The 24215-nt window shown below is 42.3% G+C and carries 27 protein-coding genes; all 27 read left to right on the forward strand.

Annotated elements, in window-relative coordinates:
• The first annotated feature begins 198 nt into the window (after positions 1-198).
• The 27 genes from Ga0466249_RS10150 (at position 199) to Ga0466249_RS10280 (ending at position 24172) form a co-directional block, all read left to right on the forward strand.
• A complete protein-coding gene (locus Ga0466249_RS10150; protein WP_215829340.1) occupies positions 199-1485 on the forward strand; it encodes an MFS transporter in 1287 nt (428 codons plus the stop codon).
• 141 nt (positions 1486-1626) lie between these two features.
• Positions 1627-3057 (forward strand): S-layer homology domain-containing protein, encoded by a 1431-nt coding sequence (locus tag Ga0466249_RS10155; protein WP_215829341.1) that lies wholly within the window; start codon positions 1627-1629, stop codon positions 3055-3057.
• Between the two features lie 356 nt (positions 3058-3413).
• Complete coding sequence (locus Ga0466249_RS10160; protein ID WP_215829342.1) at positions 3414-4043, forward strand: cobalamin B12-binding domain-containing protein; 630 nt, start codon at positions 3414-3416, stop codon at positions 4041-4043.
• A 1-nt stretch (position 4044) separates the two neighbouring features.
• Positions 4045-5181 carry a uroporphyrinogen decarboxylase family protein gene (locus Ga0466249_RS10165; protein ID WP_215829343.1) on the forward strand — a complete coding sequence of 379 codons (1137 nt, stop codon included), beginning with the start codon at positions 4045-4047 and terminating at the stop codon, positions 5179-5181.
• A gap of 255 nt (positions 5182-5436) precedes the next feature.
• Positions 5437-5925, forward strand: a complete 489-nt coding sequence (locus Ga0466249_RS10170) for an NADH-quinone oxidoreductase subunit NuoE family protein (protein ID WP_215829344.1) — start codon at positions 5437-5439, stop codon at positions 5923-5925.
• The gene (locus Ga0466249_RS10175) at positions 5922-7823 is read left to right on the forward strand and encodes an NADH-quinone oxidoreductase subunit NuoF (RefSeq protein ID WP_215829345.1); all 1902 of its coding nucleotides are present in this window, start codon (positions 5922-5924) and stop codon (positions 7821-7823) included. The genes Ga0466249_RS10170 and Ga0466249_RS10175 overlap by 4 nt, the downstream gene beginning before the upstream one ends.
• A 27-nt stretch (positions 7824-7850) precedes the next feature.
• Complete coding sequence (locus tag Ga0466249_RS10180; RefSeq protein ID WP_215829484.1) at positions 7851-9587, forward strand: NADH-dependent [FeFe] hydrogenase, group A6; 1737 nt, start codon at positions 7851-7853, stop codon at positions 9585-9587.
• Positions 9588-9797: 210 nt separating this feature from the next.
• Positions 9798-10568: a sporulation transcription factor Spo0A gene (gene spo0A / locus Ga0466249_RS10185; RefSeq protein WP_215829346.1), complete on the forward strand. Its 771-nt coding sequence runs from the start codon at positions 9798-9800 to the stop codon at positions 10566-10568.
• A 41-nt stretch (positions 10569-10609) separates the two neighbouring features.
• Positions 10610-11143, forward strand: coding sequence for an NUDIX hydrolase (locus tag Ga0466249_RS10190; RefSeq protein WP_246588617.1), 534 nt, complete (start codon positions 10610-10612; stop codon positions 11141-11143).
• Complete coding sequence (locus tag Ga0466249_RS10195) at positions 11140-12339, forward strand: endonuclease Q family protein (RefSeq protein WP_215829348.1); 1200 nt, start codon at positions 11140-11142, stop codon at positions 12337-12339. Before Ga0466249_RS10190 ends, Ga0466249_RS10195 begins: the two co-directional genes overlap by 4 nt.
• Before the next feature lie 75 nt (positions 12340-12414).
• The gene (gene spoIIM / locus Ga0466249_RS10200; protein ID WP_215829349.1) at positions 12415-13053 is read left to right on the forward strand and encodes a stage II sporulation protein M; all 639 of its coding nucleotides are present in this window, start codon (positions 12415-12417) and stop codon (positions 13051-13053) included.
• A 151-nt stretch (positions 13054-13204) separates the two neighbouring features.
• On the forward strand, positions 13205-13408 hold the full coding sequence (locus tag Ga0466249_RS10205; RefSeq protein ID WP_215829350.1) for a hypothetical protein: 204 nt from the start codon (positions 13205-13207) through the stop codon (positions 13406-13408).
• Positions 13409-13538: 130 nt separating this feature from the next.
• Positions 13539-14435, forward strand: coding sequence for a site-specific tyrosine recombinase XerD (gene xerD, locus Ga0466249_RS10210; protein WP_312889750.1), 897 nt, complete (start codon positions 13539-13541; stop codon positions 14433-14435).
• 71 nt (positions 14436-14506) lie between these two features.
• Positions 14507-15703: a phosphopentomutase gene (locus Ga0466249_RS10215; protein WP_215829351.1), complete on the forward strand. Its 1197-nt coding sequence runs from the start codon at positions 14507-14509 to the stop codon at positions 15701-15703.
• Between the two features lie 137 nt (positions 15704-15840).
• Positions 15841-17019, forward strand: a complete 1179-nt coding sequence (locus Ga0466249_RS10220) for a D-alanyl-D-alanine carboxypeptidase family protein (protein ID WP_215829352.1) — start codon at positions 15841-15843, stop codon at positions 17017-17019.
• Positions 17020-17160: 141 nt separating this feature from the next.
• Entirely contained in the window at positions 17161-17496 is a 336-nt protein-coding gene (gene spoIIAA / locus Ga0466249_RS10225) for an anti-sigma F factor antagonist (RefSeq protein ID WP_215829353.1), read from the forward strand.
• A 12-nt stretch (positions 17497-17508) separates the two neighbouring features.
• Entirely contained in the window at positions 17509-17940 is a 432-nt protein-coding gene (gene spoIIAB, locus Ga0466249_RS10230) for an anti-sigma F factor (RefSeq protein WP_215829354.1), read from the forward strand.
• Between the two features lie 11 nt (positions 17941-17951).
• The gene (locus Ga0466249_RS10235) at positions 17952-18683 is read left to right on the forward strand and encodes a SigF/SigG family RNA polymerase sporulation sigma factor (protein WP_215829355.1); all 732 of its coding nucleotides are present in this window, start codon (positions 17952-17954) and stop codon (positions 18681-18683) included.
• Between the two features lie 66 nt (positions 18684-18749).
• Positions 18750-18953 carry a hypothetical protein gene (locus Ga0466249_RS10240; protein ID WP_215829356.1) on the forward strand — a complete coding sequence of 68 codons (204 nt, stop codon included), beginning with the start codon at positions 18750-18752 and terminating at the stop codon, positions 18951-18953.
• 42 nt (positions 18954-18995) lie between these two features.
• The gene (locus tag Ga0466249_RS10245) at positions 18996-19193 is read left to right on the forward strand and encodes a dodecin family protein (protein WP_215829357.1); all 198 of its coding nucleotides are present in this window, start codon (positions 18996-18998) and stop codon (positions 19191-19193) included.
• A 110-nt stretch (positions 19194-19303) separates the two neighbouring features.
• Positions 19304-19756, forward strand: a complete 453-nt coding sequence (gene spoVAC / locus Ga0466249_RS10250; RefSeq protein WP_246588618.1) for a stage V sporulation protein AC — start codon at positions 19304-19306, stop codon at positions 19754-19756.
• Positions 19757-19780: 24 nt separating this feature from the next.
• Positions 19781-20791 carry a stage V sporulation protein AD gene (gene spoVAD / locus Ga0466249_RS10255; protein ID WP_215829359.1) on the forward strand — a complete coding sequence of 337 codons (1011 nt, stop codon included), beginning with the start codon at positions 19781-19783 and terminating at the stop codon, positions 20789-20791.
• Between the two features lie 16 nt (positions 20792-20807).
• A complete protein-coding gene (gene spoVAE, locus Ga0466249_RS10260) occupies positions 20808-21161 on the forward strand; it encodes a stage V sporulation protein AE (protein ID WP_215829360.1) in 354 nt (117 codons plus the stop codon).
• Between the two features lie 5 nt (positions 21162-21166).
• The gene (locus Ga0466249_RS10265; RefSeq protein WP_215829361.1) at positions 21167-21559 is read left to right on the forward strand and encodes a hypothetical protein; all 393 of its coding nucleotides are present in this window, start codon (positions 21167-21169) and stop codon (positions 21557-21559) included.
• Between the two features lie 12 nt (positions 21560-21571).
• Positions 21572-22060: a hypothetical protein gene (locus Ga0466249_RS10270; protein ID WP_215829362.1), complete on the forward strand. Its 489-nt coding sequence runs from the start codon at positions 21572-21574 to the stop codon at positions 22058-22060.
• Between the two features lie 11 nt (positions 22061-22071).
• Positions 22072-22680 (forward strand): stage V sporulation protein AE, encoded by a 609-nt coding sequence (locus Ga0466249_RS10275; RefSeq protein WP_215829363.1) that lies wholly within the window; start codon positions 22072-22074, stop codon positions 22678-22680.
• Positions 22646-24172 (forward strand): spore germination protein, encoded by a 1527-nt coding sequence (locus tag Ga0466249_RS10280; RefSeq protein WP_246588619.1) that lies wholly within the window; start codon positions 22646-22648, stop codon positions 24170-24172. The genes Ga0466249_RS10275 and Ga0466249_RS10280 overlap by 35 nt, the downstream gene beginning before the upstream one ends.
• Positions 24173-24215: the final 43 nt, after the last annotated feature.

Consider the following 24215-nt stretch of genomic DNA (forward strand, 5'->3'; position numbering starts at 1 on the left):
ATTTGTTCTGCTTTTCAAAGAAAAACGTATGTGCTTTCGCAGCTCCGGGAGGGATTGATAGGTGCCAAAACAGGTGCAATAGTGACTGGAGGTGGAGAAATAAGGCATTCCATGGGAATCTGTCGGCGTGGTGCGTTTGGAGTCTTCTTTTGAGAATGGAATGGTTCTAAAAACGAAACAAATGAGGAGGTTAAATGAATGGAGAAACCCAAAAAATTCTATGGCTGGAAACTGGTTGGGGTCCTATGGGTTCTGTACCTACTTAACATGGGATTTCCTTTATATGGCGGTGCCGTTATTAATTCTTTTTTACTTAAAGAAATCCCGATGGACCGTGCCACTTACGGATTAGGCTTTTCTTTGCTGAACCTTTGTGTCGGTCTTTCGGCTATTCTGGTGGGAATAACAATCACCAAATGGGGAATCAGAAAGACCTTCATGATCGGATCAGGGCTGCTGATTATCGGCGCGCTAATGTTGTCGCTGGTGGCGTCCCGGCCTTGGCATTATTTAGTCGGTTTTGGCGTTTTGATTGGAGCTGGTATTGGTTTTTGCACAATTGTTGCTTTGTCGACGGCGATTACGCGCTGGTTTGTTAAGTTTCGGGGTAGAGCGATGGCTGTGGCAATGACGGCTTCAGGCTTTGCTGGATTTATCGGTGCGCCAGCTATGAATCAGTTGATTGCGACTACTGGCGGGAATTGGCGTTCAGCATGGATAGTTGTTGCTGTTATTGCTCTTATATCCGGAGGTGTTGCTTATTTTTTCGTAAAAGAGCGTCCGCAGGACTTGGGACAGATTCCGGATGGCCAAGAGGCAGGCGTTGCTAGCAATGTAAATTCTTCGATTAATGCATTGATTACCCAATATCCCTGGACACCGGCGGAAGTATATAAATCGGTTACCTATTGGTTAGCAGTTATTGCGGCTGCCGCCAGTCAGTGGCCATTCTTCTTTTTTACTGCTCATTGGATTTTGCACTTGAGAGGGGCAGGTATTAATCCTGCTGATGCTGCTTTTGCCATGGGGCTGTTCACCATGGGTGGCATTTTTGGTCGACTGATTTCTGGTTGGTTGATGGATAGAATGGCGGCTCGTTATGTCATGATGTTGGGAATTTGCTGTTACTTCCTTGGTTCTTATCTTGCTATTCTCGCTAGCCCAAGTACTCTTGCCGCAGCCTATATCGCAGCAATCTGCTATGGAGCCGGTTTCGGCTGGGCGTTTGTGGCCCAAAACACTATGCTTGGGAATTTCTTTGGGCCTGCAGCCTTCCCGAAAGTAAATGGAACGTTACAAGCTATTTCGGCACTCGTTGTTTCCTGTTCTGGTGTTGTCGGCGGACAACTCTTTGACATGTACAAGAGTTATACTCCGGCGTTTCAGCTTAATTCCATCATTTGCGTAATTGGCATCATTGTGTTGGTTTTCGCTAAAATTCCACAGCCTAAGAATCTTAAGGAAATGCCGTCAATCAAAACCTGAGATTCCTTTCGAAACTAGGTTTTGATAATAGCTTTATTGCTGCTAGATTAGGCAGCAGTGAAGCCAGCAAGGAGGGAGAGCTTCGCGCCTAACCCCATCCTTTATCAAGCAATAATAATTTAATTTTAGGAGGACAGAAACATGCGGAAATGGTTAGTATTCATTCTCATCGTGCTATTTGTGGTCACGATAACAGGGACTACTTTTGCTGCAGCCGGGTCGTTCAGTGATGTGCCGGCCCAACACTGGGCATATGATGCTATAACCAAATTAGCTAAAGATGGCTTGATTGAAGGTAACAGCGATGGCACTTTCCGGGGTGACCGGGCTATGAGCCGTTATGAAGTGGCTATTGTTGTAAGTAGGGCTGTGGCCCGCTATGACAAAGCCGATGCAGCTGACAGGCAATTAATCGACAAACTGTCTGCTGAGTTTGCCAGCGAACTCAACCAGCTGGGTTTGCGCCTAGCCAAGGTTGAGGCCAAGACCAATACCTGGGTGGGGGGCGATACCCGGATGCGTATTTTAGGCGACAGTCCGAAAGCTCTTGGGACCACAAAGTTAAAGGGGTCAGACATGTACGACTTCCGGCAACGCATCAAATTCTGGGGAACTATTAACGAAAACGTTTCCTGGCAAGGACGGTTAAGCTCCAATTGGGGCAATAAATGGGGCAATACTGACAGTAGTTATGGTTCAACAGCTTACTTCGACATTATGAACATAACCGCCAAGAATGCGTTGGGACTTGATAGCATCCGGGCTGGTCGGTCAGCACTCGATATGGTAGGGTATGGCCTTATTGGTAAACCTTTAGCCGTTGACGGTGTACTCATCAAAAAGCAGTTTGATAATACAGCTTTCAGCGCTTATACCGGTAATATCAAGTCGGATAGTAGTTTGGGGACTGGTGTGCTGGATTCCGGAAAGTCTTACCAATTTACTAGTGCGCAATTGAACTACAAGATCGATAAAGACCTGAGTCTAGGAGCGGGTTATTATTGGGCCCATATTCCCGGCGTGAGTACTGCAACTGGGACAGGTACGCTTAATACTAACGTTGGCAAGTTCGATAGCTCCACAGGCTATGACGTATTTGTAAAATATCAATTTAGTGGCATGACTCTGTTAGGTGACTATATTGGTAGTAATCTGAAAAATGCGGTCGGCCTACCTAGTAGCCCGAAAGGCTGGGTTGTGCAACTGAGTAACGGCGACGGACCAGGAGCCACGGCTTGCTATTATTCGTGCGTACCGCTGGTTGATGTAAAGAAACAAGGTGACAATGCTTGGGCGGTGTCCTATCGCAGTATTGATGCTGGTGCGCTTCCTAGTGGCGGTGGCGGTTTTGACACCACTGCAGTGGCCTATGCTCCGCAGCCCTATAATGTTTTCACCCATGCCAGCGATAACGTAAATGTGCTGTACGTGTCCTATGAAAATGTGCTGATGCCTAACGTATTACTGTCGTTGGAATGGCAAGATTTCAAGATTAAGAATCAAGGGCTAACCAATCTGACTTCCAAAAATTTAGATAAGTGCTGGATGGTCAAATTCGAATTCTTCTATTAAAATGTGTGTGATTATCTCGTATAATGTTGTGGCTGGCGTAATGAATAGGATAAGGCTTTTCTAGTGCTAGCTAACTTCAAGCTACATTGTCGGCTGTCCTTATTAGCGACAATGTAGCCTGATTAGCAAAGCTTTAGTGGTACTGATAAAGTCTATTTTCAGTTGTCAAGAAAGATCAGAGGGGGATTGGTAGTTCCAATACAATTGATGTAATATTGCACATATTTGAGGGCGCCAATCAAGTGCACGCATTGTGATTGCGAATCAGTTATTAAAATAAAATTGTTTTGGTTAATTTGGTTGTTATGTAATCATCAAAAAATGTTAGTAAAGCAGATATTCTAGGAGGAGAGAGCATGGTAAAGATTGATCTAGCTAAGGTTATGGCGGAATTGGATGAGGATCTTGTAGTACAGGGAGTTACAGAGCAGCTGGCTGTCGGCATTCCGGCTATTGAAGTTCTGGGGCAACTCCAACAAGGTATGGAACAGGTCGGAAAGTTATATGAGGCAGGCGATTATTATTTATCTGAACTTATTATGTCAGCCGATGTATTTTCTACTGCAGCAGAACAGCTGGGAGCTGCTTTAACGACGGACGTGGAGTCGAAAATCCTCGGTACCATGGTACTTGGCACCGTTAAGGATGACATCCATGATATCGGTAAAAATATAGTTTCCACTATTTTGAACTGTAACGGGTTCAAGGTTATAGATTTGGGAGTGGATGTACCTATCGCTAACTTCGTAGAAGCAGTCAAAACCCATAAAGCGCAAGTAGTGGGCATGTGTTGTCTGCTGACTACGGCTTTCGATACCATGCGGGATACAGTTAGCGCAGTCCAAAAAGCCTATCCGGCAGCCAAAGTTTTGGTTGGCGGTGGTCCGGTGGATGAAAGTGTGTGCAAATATGTCCATGCCGATGGTTATTGCAAAAACGCTTACGATGCTGTGGGGATGATGAAGAAATATTTGGGGGTGAAATAAAATGGCAATAGACACAATGACTGCGGAAGAACGGATTATCGCTTCTATTAATCTCCAACAGGTAGATCGGGTCGTCTGTGCGCCAATAATTGAGCAGTATGCCGGGCAGTTTGCCGGACTTACCAACAAGGAATTCATGTGGGATTGGGATAAAGCGCAGGAGGCTATCAATAAAGTGTGGGAAGCTTATCCCGTCTGGGACAGTAACGCCTATATGATGCACGGTCGTTATGCTCCTGTTGGCCAAAAATGCGGCCCGGGGCGGATGCGCATGCCTGGCAAGGAACTGGATGATAACGCCCAGTACCAAATTGTAGAATTTGAAACTATGACCCGGGATGATTACGCTATTGTCCGTGAGAAAGGGTTTACGGAATATCGGCTGACCTTCCTGGAACGCGCCCATCAAGTGAATCGGGAAGAAGTGACTGCGGCCCAAAAAGAAATGGCCAAACTCCGACAGGACGAGATTGATCGTACGCTTGCTCGTGGACAGAGCTTGACTTGGGGTGCAATTATGGGCACCGTTCCGTTCGATAACTTTTCTATAATACGTTCGATCGACAAATTTTATAAGGACATGTATCAGATGGGTGACCAACTGCTTGAATTGCTCGAAATTGTAAATAACGCAACTATCGCTGGTTCGGAAATGGCCGCGAAAGCCACCGGCTGTAATCGGATATTTGTTGGTGCCGTCAGAGGTTCGGGCCAGTTTATCAATAAGAAGAATTTTGAACGGTTTGTCTGGCCGTATATGAAAGTTATGGTTGAGAAGATGGTGGAAAAGAATCTTGTTCCGATTCTCCACTGCGATTCGGACTGGACGAAAAATTTGGAGTATTTTCTTGATTTGCCCAAAGGCAAGTTTGTACTGGAACTTGACAGTGCGACTGATATCTTTAGGGCTCATGAAATCTTAAAAGGGCATTGCGCGATAAAAGGGGATGTAAGCCCAGCACTGTTGACTGTAGCCTTGCCTAGCGAGTTGGATGAATACGCGAAAAAACTACTCACAACTTTTAAAAATGGGGAAGGTCTGATTTACTCATCGGGGTGTAATATGCCGATGAATTCCAAACACGAAAATGTTAAGGCGTTTTTTGACGCCGTGGAAAAATACGGACGATATAATTAACCTTGGTATAGGGGAAAGTTCTATGGCTGCGACAGTCGATAATAGGAAAAGGTTATTGTCTAGTAATGGACAATAGCCTTTTTAGCGTTTGGCCTGACTGGATGCTGAAGCGGGGGTATAAGTTCGTAAGATAGGCGTGCTATCATACGGATATTTATAAAAAATTCGTAAACAATATCCCCATTGATGTATTTGTTACTACCGATTATTCTACAAATATAAGGGCGGTGTGTGCTGCTTAGATGCAGAAAAAATATGAGTGAAAACAAATTGGATAGTCAAAAATTACAAAAGCTTGAAGCCTATATTGATAGCATTGAAGAGAAGGAAGGCTGTCTTATCAACGTCCTGCATGAGGCTCAAGATATCTTCGGATACTTGCCTTCAGAAGTCCAACTGTTCATATCCAGAAAACTTGGACTTACGGCAGCGAAAGTATTTGGCGTTACTACTTTTTATTCATTCTATACAATGAAGTCGCGTGGAAAACACATTATTAACGTTTGTATGGGAACCGCCTGCTTTGTAAAAGGTGCCGAAAGCATTCTCGAAGAATTCAAAAATCAGCTCAAACTGAAGGACGGTAACACTACTGACGATGGCTTATTTACGATCGAAATCATCCGATGCATAGGTGCTTGCGGACTAGCTCCTGTTGTAACAGTAGATGGCAAAGTATATGGAAAAGTCAAAGTAGAAGATGTTAAAAATATTATTAGGGAATATATGGAGGAATCAATATGAACAGAGTAAATTCCCTTGAAGAATTAAGAATTTTAAAAAAAGAGTATAAAAAGTTAGTTAAAAATCGCTCCGTAGACAATGAAAATACTCGCTGTGAAAACACGCAAGGTACTTCTTCGATAGATATTCTTATTTGTGCCGGAACGGGTTGTCAAGCATCGAATAGCATGGATGTGGTTGAAACACTGAAAAAAGAAGTAGCGAATGCCGATCTTAGTGATAAAGTACGCGTCGAAATTACTGGCTGCTTCGGTTTTTGCGAAAAAGGCCCGATTGTAAAAATAATGCCAGATAACATTTTTTATATTGAAGTTACTCCTGAAAAAGCGAAATTAATTATCGAAGAACATATCGTGAAAGGCAATATAGTAGAAGAATGTATTTACCATGAACCTGAGACAGGAAATAGCTGTCCCAAACAAAGTGACATTCCTTTTTATAAGAAGCAAATGCGAATTGCACTTAGAAATTGTGGCCTGATAAACCCTGAAGATATCAGACAATACATAGCGTTTGATGGTTATGAAGCGCTTGGAAGAACGCTTACATCCATGACTCCTGAAGAAGTGATTGATGAAGTGAAGCGCAGCGGACTCCGTGGAAGAGGCGGCGGTGGTTTCCCTACCGGAATTAAGTGGGAAATGGCGAGAAAATCCCAATCTGAAACAAAATATATTATTTGTAATGCAGATGAAGGTGATCCTGGAGCATTTATGGACAGAAGTGTCCTTGAAGGAGATCCTCATTCCGTGTTAGAAGCCATGGCTATTGGTGGCTACTGCATTGGTGCAAGCAAAGGCTATATATATATTAGAGCTGAATACCCGCTTGCTATTCAGAGATTGAGAACCGCGATTAAGCAAGCTTACGCGATGGGTCTGCTCGGGAAAAATATATTAGACTCTAACTTTTCCTTTGATATAGATGTAAAATACGGTGCCGGAGCATTTATCTGTGGAGAAGAAACAGCACTGATAAATTCTATGGAAGGCGGACGTGGCGAACCAACAGTTAAGCCGCCCTATCCAGCTCAAATCGGCCTTTGGAAAAAGCCTACCAACATCAATAATGTGGAAACTTTCGCAAATATAAGTCCTGTCCTCCTAAGAGGTGCAGACTGGTTTAGTTCTATCGGAACTGAAAAAAGTAAAGGAACAAAGGTTTTTGCCTTAGCTGGAAAAATAAATAACGTGGGGCTTGTAGAAGTACCGATGGGCACTACTTTAAGAGAAATCATCTTCGATCTTGGTGAAGGAATAAAAAACAACAAGAAATTTAAGGCTGTCCAAACCGGCGGTCCCTCAGGAGGCTGTATTCCTTCAGACTATTTAGATACACCGATAGACTATGAGAGCTTAACTAAAATAGGTTCCATGATGGGTTCTGGCGGTATGATCGTCATGGACGAAGATAACTGCATGGTGAATATAGCAAAATTTTATCTGGAATTTAGCGTTGATGAATCCTGTGGAAGATGTACAGCTTGCAGGATTGGTAATAAACGTCTCTATGAAAATTTAACAGAAATAACAGAAGGTAAAGGAACGATGGAGCATCTTGAAGATCTCAAGGAACTTGGCAGCATCATTAAAGACGCTTCTCTTTGTGGTCTTGGTCAAACATCGCCTAACCCTATTTTAAGTACGATGAACTTTTTCTGGGATGAGTATGTAGCTCATGTTAAAGATAAAAACTGTCCGGCTGGTGTATGTACAGCACTTTTAAAATATCATATTCGTCCTGAAAAATGTGTTGGGTGTACGGCTTGTGCTAAGGTATGCCCTGTTCATGCTATTACAGGAACCGTAAAACAATCTCACACGATTAATAAGGAAAGCTGTATCAAATGTGGTGCCTGTGCAACTAAGTGTAAGTTTAATGCTATTACAAGAAAATAACAGGAAAGGAGGAATAAAAAGTTGAAGATGATTCATTTAACGATAAATGGGTTCAAAGTAACGGTACCTGAAGGCACTTCAATACTTGATGCAGCCAAATCTATTAATGTAAATATTCCTACACTGTGCTATCTTAATCTGCACGATATAAAAATGGTTAACAGAACGGCGTCCTGCCGGGTTTGCCTAGTGGAGGTTGAGGGGCGAAGAAATTTGGCACCTGCCTGCGTTACAGAAGCCGCTGAAGGAATGGCTGTCCAAACAAACACCCTTAGAGCAACCAAAGCAAGACGCAAAATGGTAGAATTGCTGTTATCCGATCATCCGACTGACTGCCTTGTATGCGAAAAAAATACTCAGTGCCAATTACAACTCTTAGCAGCTGAGCTAGGTATTCGAAAAATAAAATATAAGGGTTCAATGTCACATTATAAAAAGGATTCCTCTAGTGGTGCGATATATAGAAATCTCGATAAATGCATTATGTGCAGAAGATGCGAAACGATGTGTAATGAAGTTCAAACATGTGGCATACTTTCTGCCGTAGATAGAGGTTTTGAAACGGTAGTATCTCCTGCTTTCGGGCTACCTATGCTAGAGACGATGTGTACCTTCTGTGGTCAATGCGTAGCTGTTTGTCCTACTGCAGCCTTAACGCAAGTAAGCAATGTAGATGCTGTTTGGCAAGTATTATCAGATCCGGAAATACATGTATTCGTTCAAACAGCTCCAGCTATCAGAGTTGCACTGGGAGAAAAGTTTAATATGGAACCAGGCACTAGTGTTACAGGTAAAATGGTAGCGGCTCTTAGAAGATTAGGCTTTAATAAAGTATTTGATACAGACTTTGCAGCAGACGTAACAATAGTAGAAGAAGCGCATGAATTTATTGATCGGCTTAAAAACGGAGGGAGACTTCCAATATTAACAAGCTGCTGTCCTAGTTGGGTAAAATTTATCGAACATCAATTTCCTGATTTACTAGACATACCTTCCACATGTAAGTCGCCACATATGATGTTCGGAGCGATAGCTAAAACCTATCTTGCTGAAAAGCTTGATATAGATCCTGCTAAAATAGTGGTAGTTTCCATTATGCCTTGTATAGCCAAGAAATATGAAATAATTCGCCCTGATTTAGAAATGAGGGGTCAAAAAAGCGTGGACTTTGTGCTAACAACAAGAGAGCTGTCAGATATGATCATGGAATCGGGCCTTGATTTCAAGAATTTACCTGAAGAAGATTTTGATGATCCATTAGGTAAGTCCACAGGGGCTTCAGTAATTTTTGGTACTACAGGTGGCGTTATTGAGGCAACCCTTAGAACTGCGTATGAGTGGCTAACAGGTGAAACATTAAGCAACGTTGAGTTCCATGATGTAAGAGGACTAGAAGGTTTAAAAGAAGCTAGTGTCAATATCAATGGCAAGGAAATAAAAATTGGAGTAGCCCACGGCCTTGGCAATGCAAGAACCCTCTTAACGTCCATACAAACGGGTGAAGCAAATTATCACGCTATCGAGATTATGGCCTGCCCTGGCGGCTGCATAGATGGTGGTGGTCAGCCTTATCACTTTGGAAATATGGATATAGTAAAGAAGCGAATGGATGCTCTTTATCGAGAAGATAGAAATAAGGAAATACGAAAATCTCACGATAATCCCGCAGTTCAAACTCTTTATAAAGAATATATTGGTGAAATTGGCAGTGAAAAAGCTCACCAGCTTTTTCATACTCACTATACACCGAGAGAAAAAATATAAGTGTGAGGGTACCCATAACCATTCTATCCAAGAGTTTTCTGGTCTTGCTATTTTCTTAAAGCTTCAATGGGTGTACAATATATGTAGAAATTAGACAGGGCCTTCTACCCTGATAATTTTACATAAGTGTATATTTTTTCCATGACAGGAAGGATATGCCGATTCTTTGTCGAATTCGTCTAGCAGACCAAATTCAGGGAGGTTATGGCAATGACAAAAGAAAGTATTAAAGTAGCAATTGCCGATGATAATCGGGAATTTGCAGGGATCATGCAGGAATTTCTGCAAAATCAGGCTGACATGGAACTTGTTGGTGTCGCTTACGATGGAGAGCAAATTTTAACTATTATGGAACAAGAAAATCCAGATGTGGTTATTTTAGATATTATCATGCCCCATCTTGACGGAATTGGCGTATTAGAAAAAATGAATGTTCAGGGTGGAAAAAGGCCGAAAGTGATTATGCTCACGGCCTTTGGTCAAGAAGCGATTACTCAGCGTGTTGTAGAGCTTGGTGCTGATTATTATGTATTGAAGCCTTTTAATATGGATGTACTTGCCAGCCGCATTCGGCAACTCGCTACGACGATTACGTCTCAGCGGCCTATTGTTGCGCAGGCTATTAAAGCGCGTCCTGTCGATGTGGAGGTTACCAATATTATTAGAGAAATTGGCATACCCGCTCATATTAAAGGGTATCAGTATCTGCGTGATGCCATTATGATGATTATTTCTGAAATTGAACTCTTGGGGGCTGTGACGAAGGTACTTTATCCGATGATTGCAGAAAAATATCAAACAACGCCGTCAAGGGTAGAACGTGCGATTCGCCATGCTATTGAAGTAGCCTGGAGTCGCGGGAATATTGAGATGATTAATCGTCTGTTTGGTTATACAGTCAAACTTGAAAAAGGAAAACCAACGAATTCTGAATTCATGGCCATGATTGCCGATAAACTAAGAATGGAAATGCGGGCGTAAGGCTGCAACTCGGTGCGGCCTTTTCAATGAAAGGTGATACGATGGAGTTAAAAGAAACACTAATTGACAGTAAGAAAGTATTTCAAGGAAGCATTATTACAGTTAAGCAAGAGCGAGTTGTTCTAGTCAATGGCAAAGAAGCTGGGCGCGACGTTGTCGTCCATCCTGGAGCAGTAGCCGTTGTTGCTGTAACACCTGAGAACAAAATTGTTCTTGTCAGGCAATATCGTCATCCTGTTGGTGAAGCTTTGCTGGAAATTCCAGCTGGCAAGCTTGATAAAGGGGAAGATCCAGATCATTGTGCCAGACGAGAACTGGAAGAAGAAACAGGTTATTTGGCGGGGAGACTTAAGCAGTTGACAGCGATTTATACGACGCCAGGTTTTTGCAATGAAAAAATCACTATTTATTTAGCAACAGAGTTAGCTAAGACAGCACAGCATCTTGATGACGATGAATTTTTAAATAGGGAATATTGTACATTCCAAGAAGCACAGCAGATGATCGCTGACGGTCGTATTCATGATGCCAAGAGTATTGTCGGGCTGCTTATGGCAGCGAGTAGCTGCCGGTGAAATCTTATTATGCTGATCTTCATATTCATGTCGGAATGAGCGAGTGTGGCAGATGGGTAAAAATACCCACATCGGCCCGTCTGACTGTTCGTAACATTTTAGAAGAATCCCTTTATAAGGGATTACATCTCATTGGGATTATTGATGCTTTGTCGCCGCTTGTTCAAAACGATATTGAGCAGCTCATTGAAGAAGGCTTGCTCATCCCGGTTAGCGGGGGAGGATATCGTTATGCGACGGAGCAGGGTACACTGAATTTATTATTAGGTGCAGAGATTGAGACAACAGAGCCGCAAGGCGGTTCCTGTCATACGTTGGTTTACTTTCCAGATTTGTCTGCTATCAAGCCTTTTACGCTGCAAATGTCTAAGCATATTAAAAATGTCAATATGAGTTCGCAAAATGCCCATATGTCTTTTGCTGAGCTTGTTGATCTAGCTGTCGCTTACGACACACTTATTGTGCCTGCCCATGTTTTTACTCCTTTTAAAAGTCTTTTTGGTGCTGTGTCTGAATGCATAAGTCACATTTTATCGGATAAGCAGCTGAATTATGTGGCTGCCATGGAAATTGGTCTCAGTGCTGATAGCTTGCTTGCTGATCGTTTGGCTGAGCTTCAGACTGTTACGCTTCTTTCTAATTCGGATGCCCATTCGCTTGATAAGATTGGACGGGAATTCAACGTCTTTTCCATGGAAGAACCTACTTTTAGTGAGTTTAGCAAGGTATTAAAACGCTCAGGACAACGCAAAGTCATGGCCAATTACGGGTTAAATCCCCAGTTAGGCAAGTATCATGAAACAGTGTGTCTCGATTGTGGCAGTCATGGTCAATTTTTTAAACAGTCACTAAGGCAGTTTACTTGTAAGACTTGTGGCAGTTCACGTGTTGTGCGGGGCGTATTTGACCGGATTTTTGATATTGCCGATTTCGCTCTGCCTCAGCACCCAGCTTTTCGGCCGTCTTATATCTATCAAATTCCGCTGGCTTTTTTGCCAGGTATTGGTCCTAAAACGCGTCTTTGCTTACGTAATTGTCTGGCTTCGGAAATCTATATTTTGCATGAGGCTTCGTTTGAGGAACTTGAAGCGGCTACAAACGCGAAAATAGCCGATAAGATTATCAAGGGGCGGGCTGGAAATGTGCTGCTCAATGCGGGTGGCGGTGGTCTTTATGGTAAGGTCTTTCTTGAATAATCCGTTCTAGCGTTCTAATTCTTGTCTTCTTTGCATACCTTAAAGTAGTGAATTGCAAAGAGGTGAGTTAAGGACATGCTTTTAGGATTACGGCAAAATATCCAGCTGTTTTTACGAGCTCATTTAGTAGCTTTTTTCTTCATGGTTTTGTTTTTTATTATTGGTATTGTTGTCGGGGCGTTAGCTGTGAAAGTTTTGCCTGATGATCAAAAAGCGGAGCTTGTCAGTTACTTGCATTTGTTTTTTATGGGGCTGACTCAAGGGGGGGAGCTTACCGGTTCCGAGCTCATTTTTTCTGCTTTAGCCAATAATATAAAAATTATTTTACTTATGTGGATTTTAGGTTTTACCATTATTGGGATTCCCTTCGTTGTATTTTTGATTTTTACGCGTGGTTTTATTGTCGGTTTTACTGTTGGATTTTTAGTAAATGAGTATGTGTTGCGTGGCCTAGCTTTTGCTTTTGTTTCTGTATTGCCACATAGCATGTTTTCTGTTCCGGCTGTTATTATTACGGGTGTTGTTGCGACAAGCTTTTCTTGGATGCTTATGCGTCGTAAAGTGCGGGGCAGGCAACATATCATGGTAGAAGCTGTGAGTTACAGTTTTATTTGTTTTATTATGGCTCTTGTTATGGTTCTGGCTTCGTTGATTGAGGTTTATATATCCCCCGTTTTTATGAAACTTGTGGCGCGCTTTTTAGTGAATTCCTAAGCGCATAGTGGCTAACTGTCTTAATGAATCCTGCCGTATAGGAAAAATCGGCAGGATTTTTTATGTTTTCAAGCAGGTTTGTGCTTTGTTGTAATAAACGCAACATAGTATGAATAAATATAATAGCAAGTTTTAGGAAGGGGGCAGGGACATGGTAGTCATTTTTTCATTGCGAGAAGCTCTAGCGAAAGCACGGAAATATGGTAAGATATTGCTTATCTTAGCGGTTATTTTTTATCTGCTCTTCAAAATCATTTCTCTTTATTCGAATGTTTTGCATGGGCCGCCTGTTCCAAGTGAACCTGTTGTGGAAAAACCCTTGCGTGTTCTAGCTCCATTTAATAATGTTCCATGAAGGTTACAAAAATACATAAAAATAATCATGTTTTCGACAAGAATCGAAAGGGATCTACTTGATGCGCGTGGAATAAATAACCAAACAGTGTGTGTGTGGCTGCAAGAGTGAAATTCAGGGAGAAAAAAGGGTGATCATAGTGGAAAGTTATGTTAATCAGTTTATTCACTATCTTGCTGAAGAGCGAGGTTTAGCTCCCAATACTTTAGAATCCTATGGCCGAGATTTGCGCCAATTTCAAACTTATTTGCAATCGAGTGATATGGATGTCGTAAAAAATTCTGATCGTACGACCATCATTGGCTATCTGAACAATCTCCAGGTAAAAGGCCGTGCCGTATCAACCATTTCACGCAATTTGGCGGCAATCAAATCTTTTTACCAATTTCTAGTTCGGGAACGTTATGTTGAGAAGGATCCGGCAATGAATGTTGAGTCGCCAAAATTGGAAAAAAAGTTGCCTAAAATCCTATCTATTGCCGAAGTGGAAGAGTTATTGCGGCAACCTAGTACGACTTTACCGGCAGGCATGCGGGATAAAGCGATGCTGGAATTGTTATATGCCACGGGAATTCGTGTTTCTGAGCTGATTTCATTGAATATTTCCGATGTTAATCTTGATATGGGTTACATCAAGTGCCTTGGTAAAGGATCAAAAGAACGAATTGTGCCACTTGGCTCCATTGCAGTCAAATGTGTTTTAGAGTACACACAAAAAGCGCGTATGAAACTCGTTCGCACTTATGAAGAACCGGCTTTGTTTGTTAATCATCATGGAAATCGACTTACACGACAAGGATTTTGGAAGATTATCAAAAAGTATGCCCATGAAGCTAATATTACGAAGGATATTACGCCTCATACGCTAAGGCATTCTTTTGCAACACATCTTCTGGAAAATGGCGCAGATTTACGATCTGTTCAGGAAATGCTAGGGCATGCCGATATTTCTACGACACAGATTTATACGCATGTGACGAAGAATCATTTAAAAGAAGTCTATGATAAAACTCATCCGCGGGCCTAAAATATGTATAAATTAGTGATGATAACCGAACACTGTAATAATAAATTGAGTTAAAAGAAGGGATCTCACTCGTGTTTCACCGTATAATTTTAATTGTACTTGACAGCGTTGGTATCGGGGCTTTACCTGATGCAGCTGATTTTGGTGACGAAAATGTACATACATTAGGTCATATTGCCCGCTCGCAAGGTGGGCTTATTTTGCCGTCGTTAGAGTCCTTAGGATTGGGCTGTATTGAAAGTTTATGTGGCGTTTCTTGTCCCTTAGAACCTAGGGGATGTTATGGTAAATTAGCAGAAATATCACGTGGTAAAGATACGACAAGCGGCCATTGGGAAATGGCTGGCTGTCCTGTTTTTATTGCCTTCCCGGTCTATCCCAAAGGATTTCCACCGGACATTGTTGCTGCTTTTGAACAACTTACAGGCTATAAAATGTTGGGGAATCAGGTGGCTTCAGGAACGGAGATTATTGCCGAATTTGGAGAAGTGCATATGCGTACCGGCCAGCCGATTGTCTATACTTCGGCTGATAGTGTACTTCAGATTGCAGCTCATGAAGAAACATTTGGTCTTGATGAGCTTTATCGTATTTGTAAGATTACGCGCAAGGAGATTTGTATTGGTGACCATCAAGTAGGACGTATTATTGCCCGGCCATTTATTGGTACGCCTGGCAATTTTGTACGCACACCGAACCGACATGATTACAGTATTTTTCCGCCTGCGCCGACTGTCCTCGATTTATTAAAAAAGCAGGAATTTTCCGTCCTTGGTGTGGGGAAAATTGGTGACATTTTTGCGCAACGTGGTTTAACTCAGTCTGTTTCGACCCAGTCCAATCACGATGGCATGCAGCGGCTTAGTGCGCTCATGAAAACAGAGATTCAGCAGGGGCTGATTATGGCTAATTTAGTTGAATTTGACAGCCAGTATGGACATCGGCGCAACCCGGCGGGATATAAAGCCGCACTAGAAGAATTTGATCAGGATTTGGCTGTGCTTATAAGGCAGCTTGATTCTAATGATTTACTTATTATTACAGCCGATCATGGCTGCGATCCCACGGCAACAGGCTCAGATCATACGCGGGAGTATGTGCCTCTTATCGTGTATGCTGAGGGCCTTGAATCACATAATTTAGGCGTGCGATCGACTTTTGCCGATATTGGGGCTACCATTGCGGAAAACTTCTTGCCTGAATCCGATTTACCTTATGGGACGAGCTTTTTACAGCAGTTAGTGAAGGACAAGTCAGGTAATTTCTAGATCTATTATTGAAAAAACGCAATCATAAAATAAACGGAAATGGTTGGCATTTTTGCCAACCATTTTCTTTTGTTTCGTAGTGTAACCTTTTCGTTTATGGACAACCTAAAAAATGAGCGAAAGGAGTGTAAAGAAGCATGAGAAACTATCGAATCATGTGTATTGTTTTTGTTGTTGCCCTTGTTTTTTTACCTGGATTGAGTAGTTGGAATCAAGCATCTGCTGCAAGTAAAGGCAAAGTTGTTACAACTCAACTTATGACAACGGCTGAGTCGGCAGTGTTAATGGATTCAAACGGGATTGTCCTGTATGAAAAGAATTCTCACAAGCCGCTGCCACCCGCAAGTGTCACCAAGTCGATGACGTTGTTACTTGCTGTCGAAGCAGTGGAACAGGGGAAAGTTCAACTAACAGATGAAATTTACGCGAGTGAAAATGCCTGGAAGCAAGGTGGATCGCAAATTTGGCTTGAGCCAGGGGAGAAAATGTCTATTCATGATATGCTTGTAGCCATCGCTGTTGTGAGTGCCAATGATGCGGCTGTCGCTATGATGGAACATCTTTATGGTAATGAGCAAGATGCAGTTGCGGCTATGAATGAGCGTGCAGCTGAATTGGGACTGAAAGATACGCATTTTAGTAACGTTAACGGATTGCCTGTGGCGAATCATTACATGAGTGCATACGATACAGCCTTGATCGTTAAAGAAGCCGTTAAGCATCCCTTATATCTTGAACTTTGCGGAATAAAAGAATATTGGCTGAGAAATGGGAAGAATTGGCTAGTTAATACGAATAAGCTGCTTTGGTGGTATGAGGGGGCTGATGGTTTAAAGACGGGGTGGACGGAAGAAGCGAAATATTGTTTTGCTGGTACAGCAAAACGTGATGGGCTTCGTTTAATTTCGGTAGTCTTTGCAGCGCCAGAACCGCGCGCCCATTTGCGTGAGAGTATGAAACTTTTAGATTATGGTTTTGCCAACTATTCTGCTTTGTCTGTTGTAGAGCAAGGGGCAGTGGTGGACAGGGTGCGAGTCGCGAAGGGGGAAGAGCATGATGTGCAATTAGTAGCAGCATCTGATTTGAATTTGTTGCTTGTGAAGGGGCAGAATCGGAGTGTTCAGAAAAAAATTGTAACGGAGTCAAGTATTGTGGCGCCTATTCAGCAGGGGCAGAAGTATGGTGAACTCCTTGTGCTTAGAGATGGTAAAGAAATCGATAAAGTGGATTTAGTCGCCGAAAAATCCGTTGCCAAGGCTGGATTTGTTAAAATATTTCAAGAAATGATGGCCGATTTCTTCGCTCTTGCTCATTGATGGAAAAAAGTGGGGTTCTCCCACTTTTTTTTGTTGGGATTAATATATCCAAATTATTTTTAAAATGACTAGAAGGAAAAATTTTCCTTGTGGCGAAATAAGCTAATAATTAGTGAGAATGAAAGTAGTAGGAGGGGCTATATGAAACTTACGACAGATATGCAAAGTGGAATTTTTATTGTTCGCATTGAGGGAGAATTGGATTTGTCATCAGTCAATGAATTTCGGCAGGTTGTCGATGAGGTGCTTGATAAACATATAAGTAAATACCTGCTCATGAATTTGGCCGATTTGACATTTATTGATAGCTCTGGGCTCGGGGTGATTTTAGGCCGTTATAAAAAAGTAAATTTATTAGGCGGTAAAATTTTTGTGACAAATGTGAAACCGCAAATTGTTCGCATTTTCGAATTGTCTGGACTACATAAAATATTAGCTGTCTATCCGACGGAGAGTGAAGCAATGGAACAGGTATGAGGAGGTGACAACATGGCAGTGAAAAATGAAGTAAAAATGAATCTTTATAGTGTAAGTGAGAATGTGGCTATCGCTCGTGTTACATCAGCCGCTTTTGCGGCACAGGCTGAATTTACTGTAAATGAAATTGAAGATATTAAGGTTGCCATTTCGGAAGCCATCTCGAATGCTATTATTCATGGTTATCGAAGTAGTATGGGTACAATTGAGTTTGTCATGACTCTTTATGAGGATTGGGTGGAATTTATCATTACTGATTTCGGTCATGGGATTGAAGATATTTCCTTAGCCCGGCAGCCATCATTTTCTACTGACCCCGAAAGGATGGGGCTGGGATTTGTTTTTATGGAATCCTTTATGGATGAGCTTCATGTTGAATCTGCAGTTAATCAAGGGACCACCGTAAGAATGATTAAACGCTGTGAACAAAAGTCTGTACATTAGGTGGGACGGCTATGCTGCATGATGAAGAATTTAAAACATGGCTTATGAAAGCCCAACAGGGCGATGAAGCAGCCCGTGAATTTTTGTTAGAACAAAATTTCAATCTTGTGAGAAGCATTGTCCATCGTTTTAGCAACAGAGGATATGAATGGGATGATTTGTTTCAGATTGGCTGCATTGGTCTTATGAAAGCGATTGAACGGTTTGATTTGTCTTATAACACGAAATTTTCTACCTATGCTGTTCCCATGATTATCGGTGAAATTCGTCGGTTTATTCGGGATGATAATCCTGTAAAAGTGAGTCGGCCTGTAAAGGAGCTGGCTTACAAAATTCATCGTGCCCAAGAAAAATTACAAGGCATTAAGGGGCGTGAGCCAACGATTGCAGAAGTTGCACAGATGCTGAAACTTGATGCAGCAGATATTGTTGCTGCTCTTGAGGCAATTCAGCCTGTTGCGTCTATTTTTGAGCTTGCTTTTCATGATGACAATGATTCTGTTACGCTCCTTGATCAAATAAGACGGAGTGAGAATCAGGAAGGCCCCCTCTTGGACCATTTAGCGCTAACGGAAATACTCGCGAGATTGCCCAAAAAAGAGCGAACGATTATTGAACTAAGATTTTTTGAAGATAAGACGCAAGCTGAAATTGCATCTCTCATTGGTTTGTCGCAAGTTCAGGTTTCACGTTTGGAAAAAAGCACATTAAAGGCCATCCGCCAGTTTTTACAAACCTCATGATGAGGTTTTTTTTTGTTGAATATGAAGATTTTTTGGAATACTAATCATAAAAAAGAGGTGTCATAGATGAGAAAACGACGGCTGCATTATATTTTCTATACCACATTATTGATTCTTGGCGCAAGTCTGATGACTTATCTTTTGTTGTATGACGACTTTGTTCCTAAAGTTCCTGTTCGAGCCAAAGAAGTCTGGCAGCATTCTCAGGATTGTTCTTGTTTTTTGCTGTTGAACCTTGCGAATAAGGGGGATAAAAAAGTCACTTTATAAGCACAATAGAATTATTCTATTGTTGTAAAGGGGGTATAAAGATTGGTTGGAAAAGTCATTGAACTTGTGGGTGCTTCTCCTCATAATTGGACTGAAGCAGTAAATAATGCTGTTCACGAGGCGAGCAAAACACTGGATGAACTAACAGGTGTGGAAGTGTCAAACTTTACTGCGAGAATTCAAGACGGAGGAGTTACAGAATATAAAGCGGATGTTCGTATTGCTTTTCGCGTGAAGTAATTTTGGCTGTTTTAGCAGAGAGCCTAGGCTCTCTGCTTGTTTTTCAGGTTCTGTCCGTGTAAGGTATGATTTTTAAAACTGTGGTCAAGATAATGAATGAGGTGCCATTCATGGATAACCAAGCAAAAGAGCGTTATAAAAAACGGGTCGAACGCCTGAATCCTAAACCACCGCTTGTGAAGAATTGTTGTTGGGCCTTTGTTGTTGGCGGTTTTATTTGTGTATTGGGACAGTTTATTCAGAACTCATTTATGGATGGGGCGGGACTATCCAGATCCAACGCAACGGCGGCTACTTCGGCTGTTATGGTTTTTTTAGGTGCTTTTTTGACGGGCCTCGGAATTTACGATGAATTGGGCAAGCGAGCCGGGGCAGGATCGATTGTGCCAATTACGGGTTTTGCCAATTCAATTGTTGCATCTGCTATGGAATTTAAGCGGGAAGGTTTTGTTTTTGGTGTGGGAGCAAAAATGTTTACTATTGCCGGTCCGGTTATTGTCTATGGAACAATTACGGCTTTTATTGTCGGGTTGTTGCATTGGCTCATGAGTCTTGGTGGTTAGCCCAGCTTACAAAGAAGGTGAATCATGTATAAAAAAATTGGTCAGCAAAGTATGAGATTTTCCCTGCCACCCATAGTGAGAGAAACGGCGACAATTGTTGGGCCTAAGGAAGGAGACGGTCCTTTGGCGGATTGCTTTGATAAGGTGCTTTCAGATACGCTCAATGGGTGTGAAAGTTGGGAAAAATGTGAATCATCCATGCTTGAATGGAGCATTAAAAGTGTTGTGGATAAGGCTCAGTTATCTTTAAAACAAGTGGATTATATTTTAGCTGGTGACTTATTAAATCAATTAATGTCGACTCATTTTGCTGTGCGTGATCTTCATTGTCCCTTTATCGGACTGTATGGTGCCTGTTCGAGTATGGCATTAAGTATGATTATGGGGGCTATGGTGATTGATGGGGGATTTGCTCACAACGTCGTTGGAGCGGCTTCCAGTCATCATGATACGGCTGAGCGCCAATATCGCTATCCTACAGAACTAGGTGTGCAGCGCCCACTTATTGCGCAATGGACAGTCACAGGTTCTGGAGCTGTTTTGTTATCAGATGAGAAGACGTTAGAACTACCTAAAATCACGACTGCCACGGTCGGGAAAATTGTTGATATGGGTATTAGTGATCCTGATTCTATGGGCCCGGCCATGGCCCCGGCTGCCGTAGATACGATTGTGCAGCATTTTCACGACACAGGCCGGGATGCAAACTATTATGATGGCATCTATACTGGGGATTTAGGGAAAATCGGCAAGCAACTTGTTATCGAGTTGCTTGATGAAGCAGGTTACGCTGTTGGTGACCGTTATGAAGACTGTGGCTGTCTTATTTATCGGGACGATCAGGACGTTCATGCGGGTGCGAGCGGATGTGCCAGTTCTGCTGCTGTTTTTTGTGGACTGCTCTATAAAGAATTGTGTAAAAAAAATTTGAACAAAATATTATTTATTGGCACAGGATGTTTACACAGTACGACATCTTATCAACAAAATGAAACCATTCCTTGCATTGCTCATGCTGCGGCAATCGAGGTGTAAGAAGGGCGGATGTTTTATGCAGGGTTATATTGTGGCATTTATTATTGGCGGCATGATTTGTGTTATCGGTCAGCTGCTTATGGATCTGACTAAACTGACATCAGCCCATATTTTAGTGCTATTTGTCAGCTTGGGGGCAGTGTTAAGTGGAATCGGACTTTATCAACCCCTCGTTGATCTGGCTGGTGCTGGCGCAACTATTCCTCTGCCAGGCTTTGGCCATGCTCTGGTTGTCGGTGTTATTCAGGATGTGGATAAAAGTGGACTTTTAGGGCTATTTACAGGCGCTTTTCGTTCGGCTGCTGCCGGGCTGATGTCAGCTATTTTGTTTGGTTTTATTTTTTCCGTCATTTTTAATCCTAAGGGGTAAGCGTAATGATTGTAATCGATGCAATTGGCCTGTTTGTAACGATCTGTTTTATTGGTTTGCGCTATCCTCATTATGTATTGATTGCCTGTCTGATTAATCAGTTTGGACAGATCGTGGCGACTTTATTTTTGCATCTGCATATTGAAGGTATTCTAGCTTCTGGTGTTTTTACTAATATGCAAGTGACAGGGGCTACGGCAACACGCATTTTTTTGCTTGCTTTAAGCGGCACCTTTTTAAACTATGCTGTCGGAGCAGCTGTCACAGGTTTTGAATTTGAGCCTACCGCTCATTTAATAAAGCCTTTTGCCAGGCTTCGTTCCCCTTTCGCTGTGATTAATCTGCGATTTGCAGTTGTCATGCTGTGCGTGCAAATTTTTCATTATATCAGTCAGTAGGGAGGTTTTTATGTGACAAAAAGAATGGGAAGACATTTAGGGGAGAACTCAGATACTGATAGTGGCGTTGCTGGAAACGGCAGCAGTGATCAAGATGTTTTACTGCAATTAAAAAATATGGCCCAGGAAATATTAAATTTGCAGGCAACGGTTGCCGTTCGCCAAAAGCAGGAGGAGTCTAAGAAAAATCAGAATGATGAAAGTCAAGAGCAGCCGCCCAATGTTAAGCTACAAATGACTGAGTCGAGTAGCAGCAACTTGTCGAATACATCGACTAAGGAGGGACGTCTACTCAGGCGTTCTTCGGCAAAGCTTTCACAAACACAGCCACTACAAAGCATGGAACAAAAGGTTCAGCAGCTATCAGAGCTACGCTATGAGTTGTCCAATGAATTAGAAGTGAGTCTTAAAAATTTGCAAAAAGTCATGAAAAAAAGTCAGGATATTGTGAGTGAAATGAATGAATTGTTAAAACAGCAAGACAGTGGCAAGCAAACTTGAGGTGAAAAAAGGTGTTAGGAAAAATCCGCGTCATTTTGATTACAGACGGAGATAAAATTGCCAGACATGTTGTAGAAGATATTTCAAGATCCCTTGGACTCCGTTGTATTTCCGCATCAGGGGGGAATCCTACGCCAATTAGCGGTGCAAAGATTGTAAAATTGCTCAAAGAAGTTCCCCGTGATCCCGTTCTTGTCATGTTTGATGACAGAGGTGATCCTGAACAGGGGAATGGAGAGAGAGCCATAGAGTATGTGGCGTCTCATCCTGATATTGAAGTGCTTGGTGCTGTAGCTGTAGCTTCTAATACAACAGGTGGTATAGGTATTCCTGCGGATGTTTGTATTAGCGGAAAAGGGGAATTTGTTTATGATGCTGCAGTGGATAAAAAAGGCGACGTTGCTTCTGACACATTAGGTAAGCCCATTATTCACGGCGATACGGTGGATATTTTAAATGATGTAGTTGTGCCTGTTGTTGTGGGAGTGGGGGATGTCGGAAAAATGCATTACGCCGATGATCGTGACCGTGGGGCACCCATTACAAAGAAAGCCATTGAAGAGATTCTGAAACGGAGTGGTATTGATGTTAAACCGGAAAATAGACAAAGGAATCGATGAAAATATTCATTATGTGAAAGACTTATTAGGTGTCGGTGAATGTTATGATGTTATTTTCCGGGAATATCATGTTGGCCGTAAGCGAGCAGCATCTTTTTCGATAAATGGTATGACAAATGATGTGTTGCTTACCAATGTATTTCAGGACATGTTAGCACTCAATCCGGAAGATCTTTCAGTCAATACGATGCAAAAAGTTTTTTATTCGCGGGCGACTCATTCACAGGTTACATTAGTGGATAATATGGACGATGTCGTTACGAGTATATTATCGGGTCAACTAGCGTTTTTTATTGATGGTGAAGCGAAGGTTATTGTTTTTGATGCTCGGGCTTATCCTGCCCGCATGCCAGCTGAGTCGAATATTGAAAAGGTGACACGTGGATCCAAAGATTCTTTTGTCGAAACGCTTCCCTTTAATACGGCACTCATCCGGCGGAGACTGCGGGACCCTATGCTTCGTTTTACTATTGTGAAGGTTGGCAAACGGTCGAAGTGCGATATTGCTGTAGCCTATATTAAAGATATTACTAATCCAGACTTAGTCGATTCCGTAAAAGAACGGTTGGATAAGATTGTTATTGATGGGATACCTATGGCAGAAAAAGCTATTGAAGAATTTATTATGGGTGGCAGCAAGTGGAATATATTACCAAAAGTTCGGTATACTGAACGTCCGGATGTGGCTGCCGTACATTTGCTTGAGGGGCATGTCTGCCTTGTTGTGGATACTTCACCAAACATTATGATTCTGCCTACAACCTTGTGGCATCATTTGCAGCATGTAGAAGAGTATCATCAGAATGTTATTATTGGTTCTTATTTGCGGCTAGTCAGAATGCTGGGGGTGGCGCTGTCGCTACTGCTACCGCCACTTTGGCTGTCCCTTGTTTTGCAGCGGCATTTGCTTCCTGAGTATTTGGCTTTTTTAGGCCCGCGTGATCCAGGTATTATTCCACTCGGATTACAATTAATTTTAGCTGAATTTGGTATTGAATTGGTTCGTATGGCAACGGTTCACGTGCCTTCAGCTCAATCTACAGCTCTTGGTTTTATTGGCGCTTTTATGCTTGGCGATTTTGCTACCAAGGTGGGTTTGTTTGGTAATGAAATTATTTTTTATACAGCGGTTGCAGCTGTGGGAGCTTTTGCAACACCGAGTATGGAGCTTGCCATGGCTATGCGATTGCTACGTCTCATGCTTATCATAGCAGTTATGTTCTTTAGGCTGCCTGGTCTCATTGGTGGTATGATCGTAATTTGTATTTTGCTCATACGGACTCGCTCGTTTGGTATTCCTTATATGTGGCCTTTATGGCCAGTCGATTTAGCAGCGCTAAAGACGGTATTTTTTAGGCTGCCTATTCCGCAAAAATTACTTCGACCCGCTGTACTAAAACCACAAATGGAGAATCATACAGAATCATCCAAGAAGGCGGGGCAAGAACAAGACGCTGGAAAACCAAAAGAAGATAGCTCACATGATTCGTAGTAGAACAAAGCCAGAGACAAGTGGAGTCTCTGGTTTTGCGTCC

It is taken from the genome of Pelorhabdus rhamnosifermentans, from assembly GCF_018835585.1.
In the GTDB taxonomy this organism is placed as follows: domain Bacteria; phylum Bacillota; class Negativicutes; order UMGS1260; family UMGS1260; genus Pelorhabdus; species Pelorhabdus rhamnosifermentans.

Coding starts and splice junctions, on each gene's coding strand:
- Ga0466249_RS10150 (WP_215829340.1), top strand. CDS start 199: ATGGAGAAACCCAAAAAATTCTATGGCTGGAAACTGGTTGGGGTCCTA.
- Ga0466249_RS10155 (WP_215829341.1), top strand. CDS start 1,627: ATGCGGAAATGGTTAGTATTCATTCTCATCGTGCTATTTGTGGTCACG.
- Ga0466249_RS10160 (WP_215829342.1), top strand. CDS start 3,414: ATGGTAAAGATTGATCTAGCTAAGGTTATGGCGGAATTGGATGAGGAT.
- Ga0466249_RS10165 (WP_215829343.1), top strand. CDS start 4,045: ATGGCAATAGACACAATGACTGCGGAAGAACGGATTATCGCTTCTATT.
- Ga0466249_RS10170 (WP_215829344.1), top strand. CDS start 5,437: ATGAGTGAAAACAAATTGGATAGTCAAAAATTACAAAAGCTTGAAGCC.
- Ga0466249_RS10175 (WP_215829345.1), top strand. CDS start 5,922: ATGAACAGAGTAAATTCCCTTGAAGAATTAAGAATTTTAAAAAAAGAG.
- Ga0466249_RS10180 (WP_215829484.1), top strand. CDS start 7,851: ATGATTCATTTAACGATAAATGGGTTCAAAGTAACGGTACCTGAAGGC.
- spo0A (WP_215829346.1), top strand. CDS start 9,798: ATGACAAAAGAAAGTATTAAAGTAGCAATTGCCGATGATAATCGGGAA.
- Ga0466249_RS10190 (WP_246588617.1), top strand. CDS start 10,610: ATGGAGTTAAAAGAAACACTAATTGACAGTAAGAAAGTATTTCAAGGA.
- spoIIM (WP_215829349.1), top strand. CDS start 12,415: ATGCTTTTAGGATTACGGCAAAATATCCAGCTGTTTTTACGAGCTCAT.
- Ga0466249_RS10205 (WP_215829350.1), top strand. CDS start 13,205: ATGGTAGTCATTTTTTCATTGCGAGAAGCTCTAGCGAAAGCACGGAAA.
- Ga0466249_RS10220 (WP_215829352.1), top strand. CDS start 15,841: ATGAGAAACTATCGAATCATGTGTATTGTTTTTGTTGTTGCCCTTGTT.
- spoIIAA (WP_215829353.1), top strand. CDS start 17,161: ATGAAACTTACGACAGATATGCAAAGTGGAATTTTTATTGTTCGCATT.
- spoIIAB (WP_215829354.1), top strand. CDS start 17,509: ATGGCAGTGAAAAATGAAGTAAAAATGAATCTTTATAGTGTAAGTGAG.
- Ga0466249_RS10235 (WP_215829355.1), top strand. CDS start 17,952: ATGCTGCATGATGAAGAATTTAAAACATGGCTTATGAAAGCCCAACAG.
- Ga0466249_RS10240 (WP_215829356.1), top strand. CDS start 18,750: ATGAGAAAACGACGGCTGCATTATATTTTCTATACCACATTATTGATT.
- spoVAC (WP_246588618.1), top strand. CDS start 19,304: ATGGATAACCAAGCAAAAGAGCGTTATAAAAAACGGGTCGAACGCCTG.
- spoVAD (WP_215829359.1), top strand. CDS start 19,781: ATGTATAAAAAAATTGGTCAGCAAAGTATGAGATTTTCCCTGCCACCC.
- spoVAE (WP_215829360.1), top strand. CDS start 20,808: ATGCAGGGTTATATTGTGGCATTTATTATTGGCGGCATGATTTGTGTT.
- Ga0466249_RS10265 (WP_215829361.1), top strand. CDS start 21,167: ATGATTGTAATCGATGCAATTGGCCTGTTTGTAACGATCTGTTTTATT.
- Ga0466249_RS10280 (WP_246588619.1), top strand. CDS start 22,646: ATGTTAAACCGGAAAATAGACAAAGGAATCGATGAAAATATTCATTAT.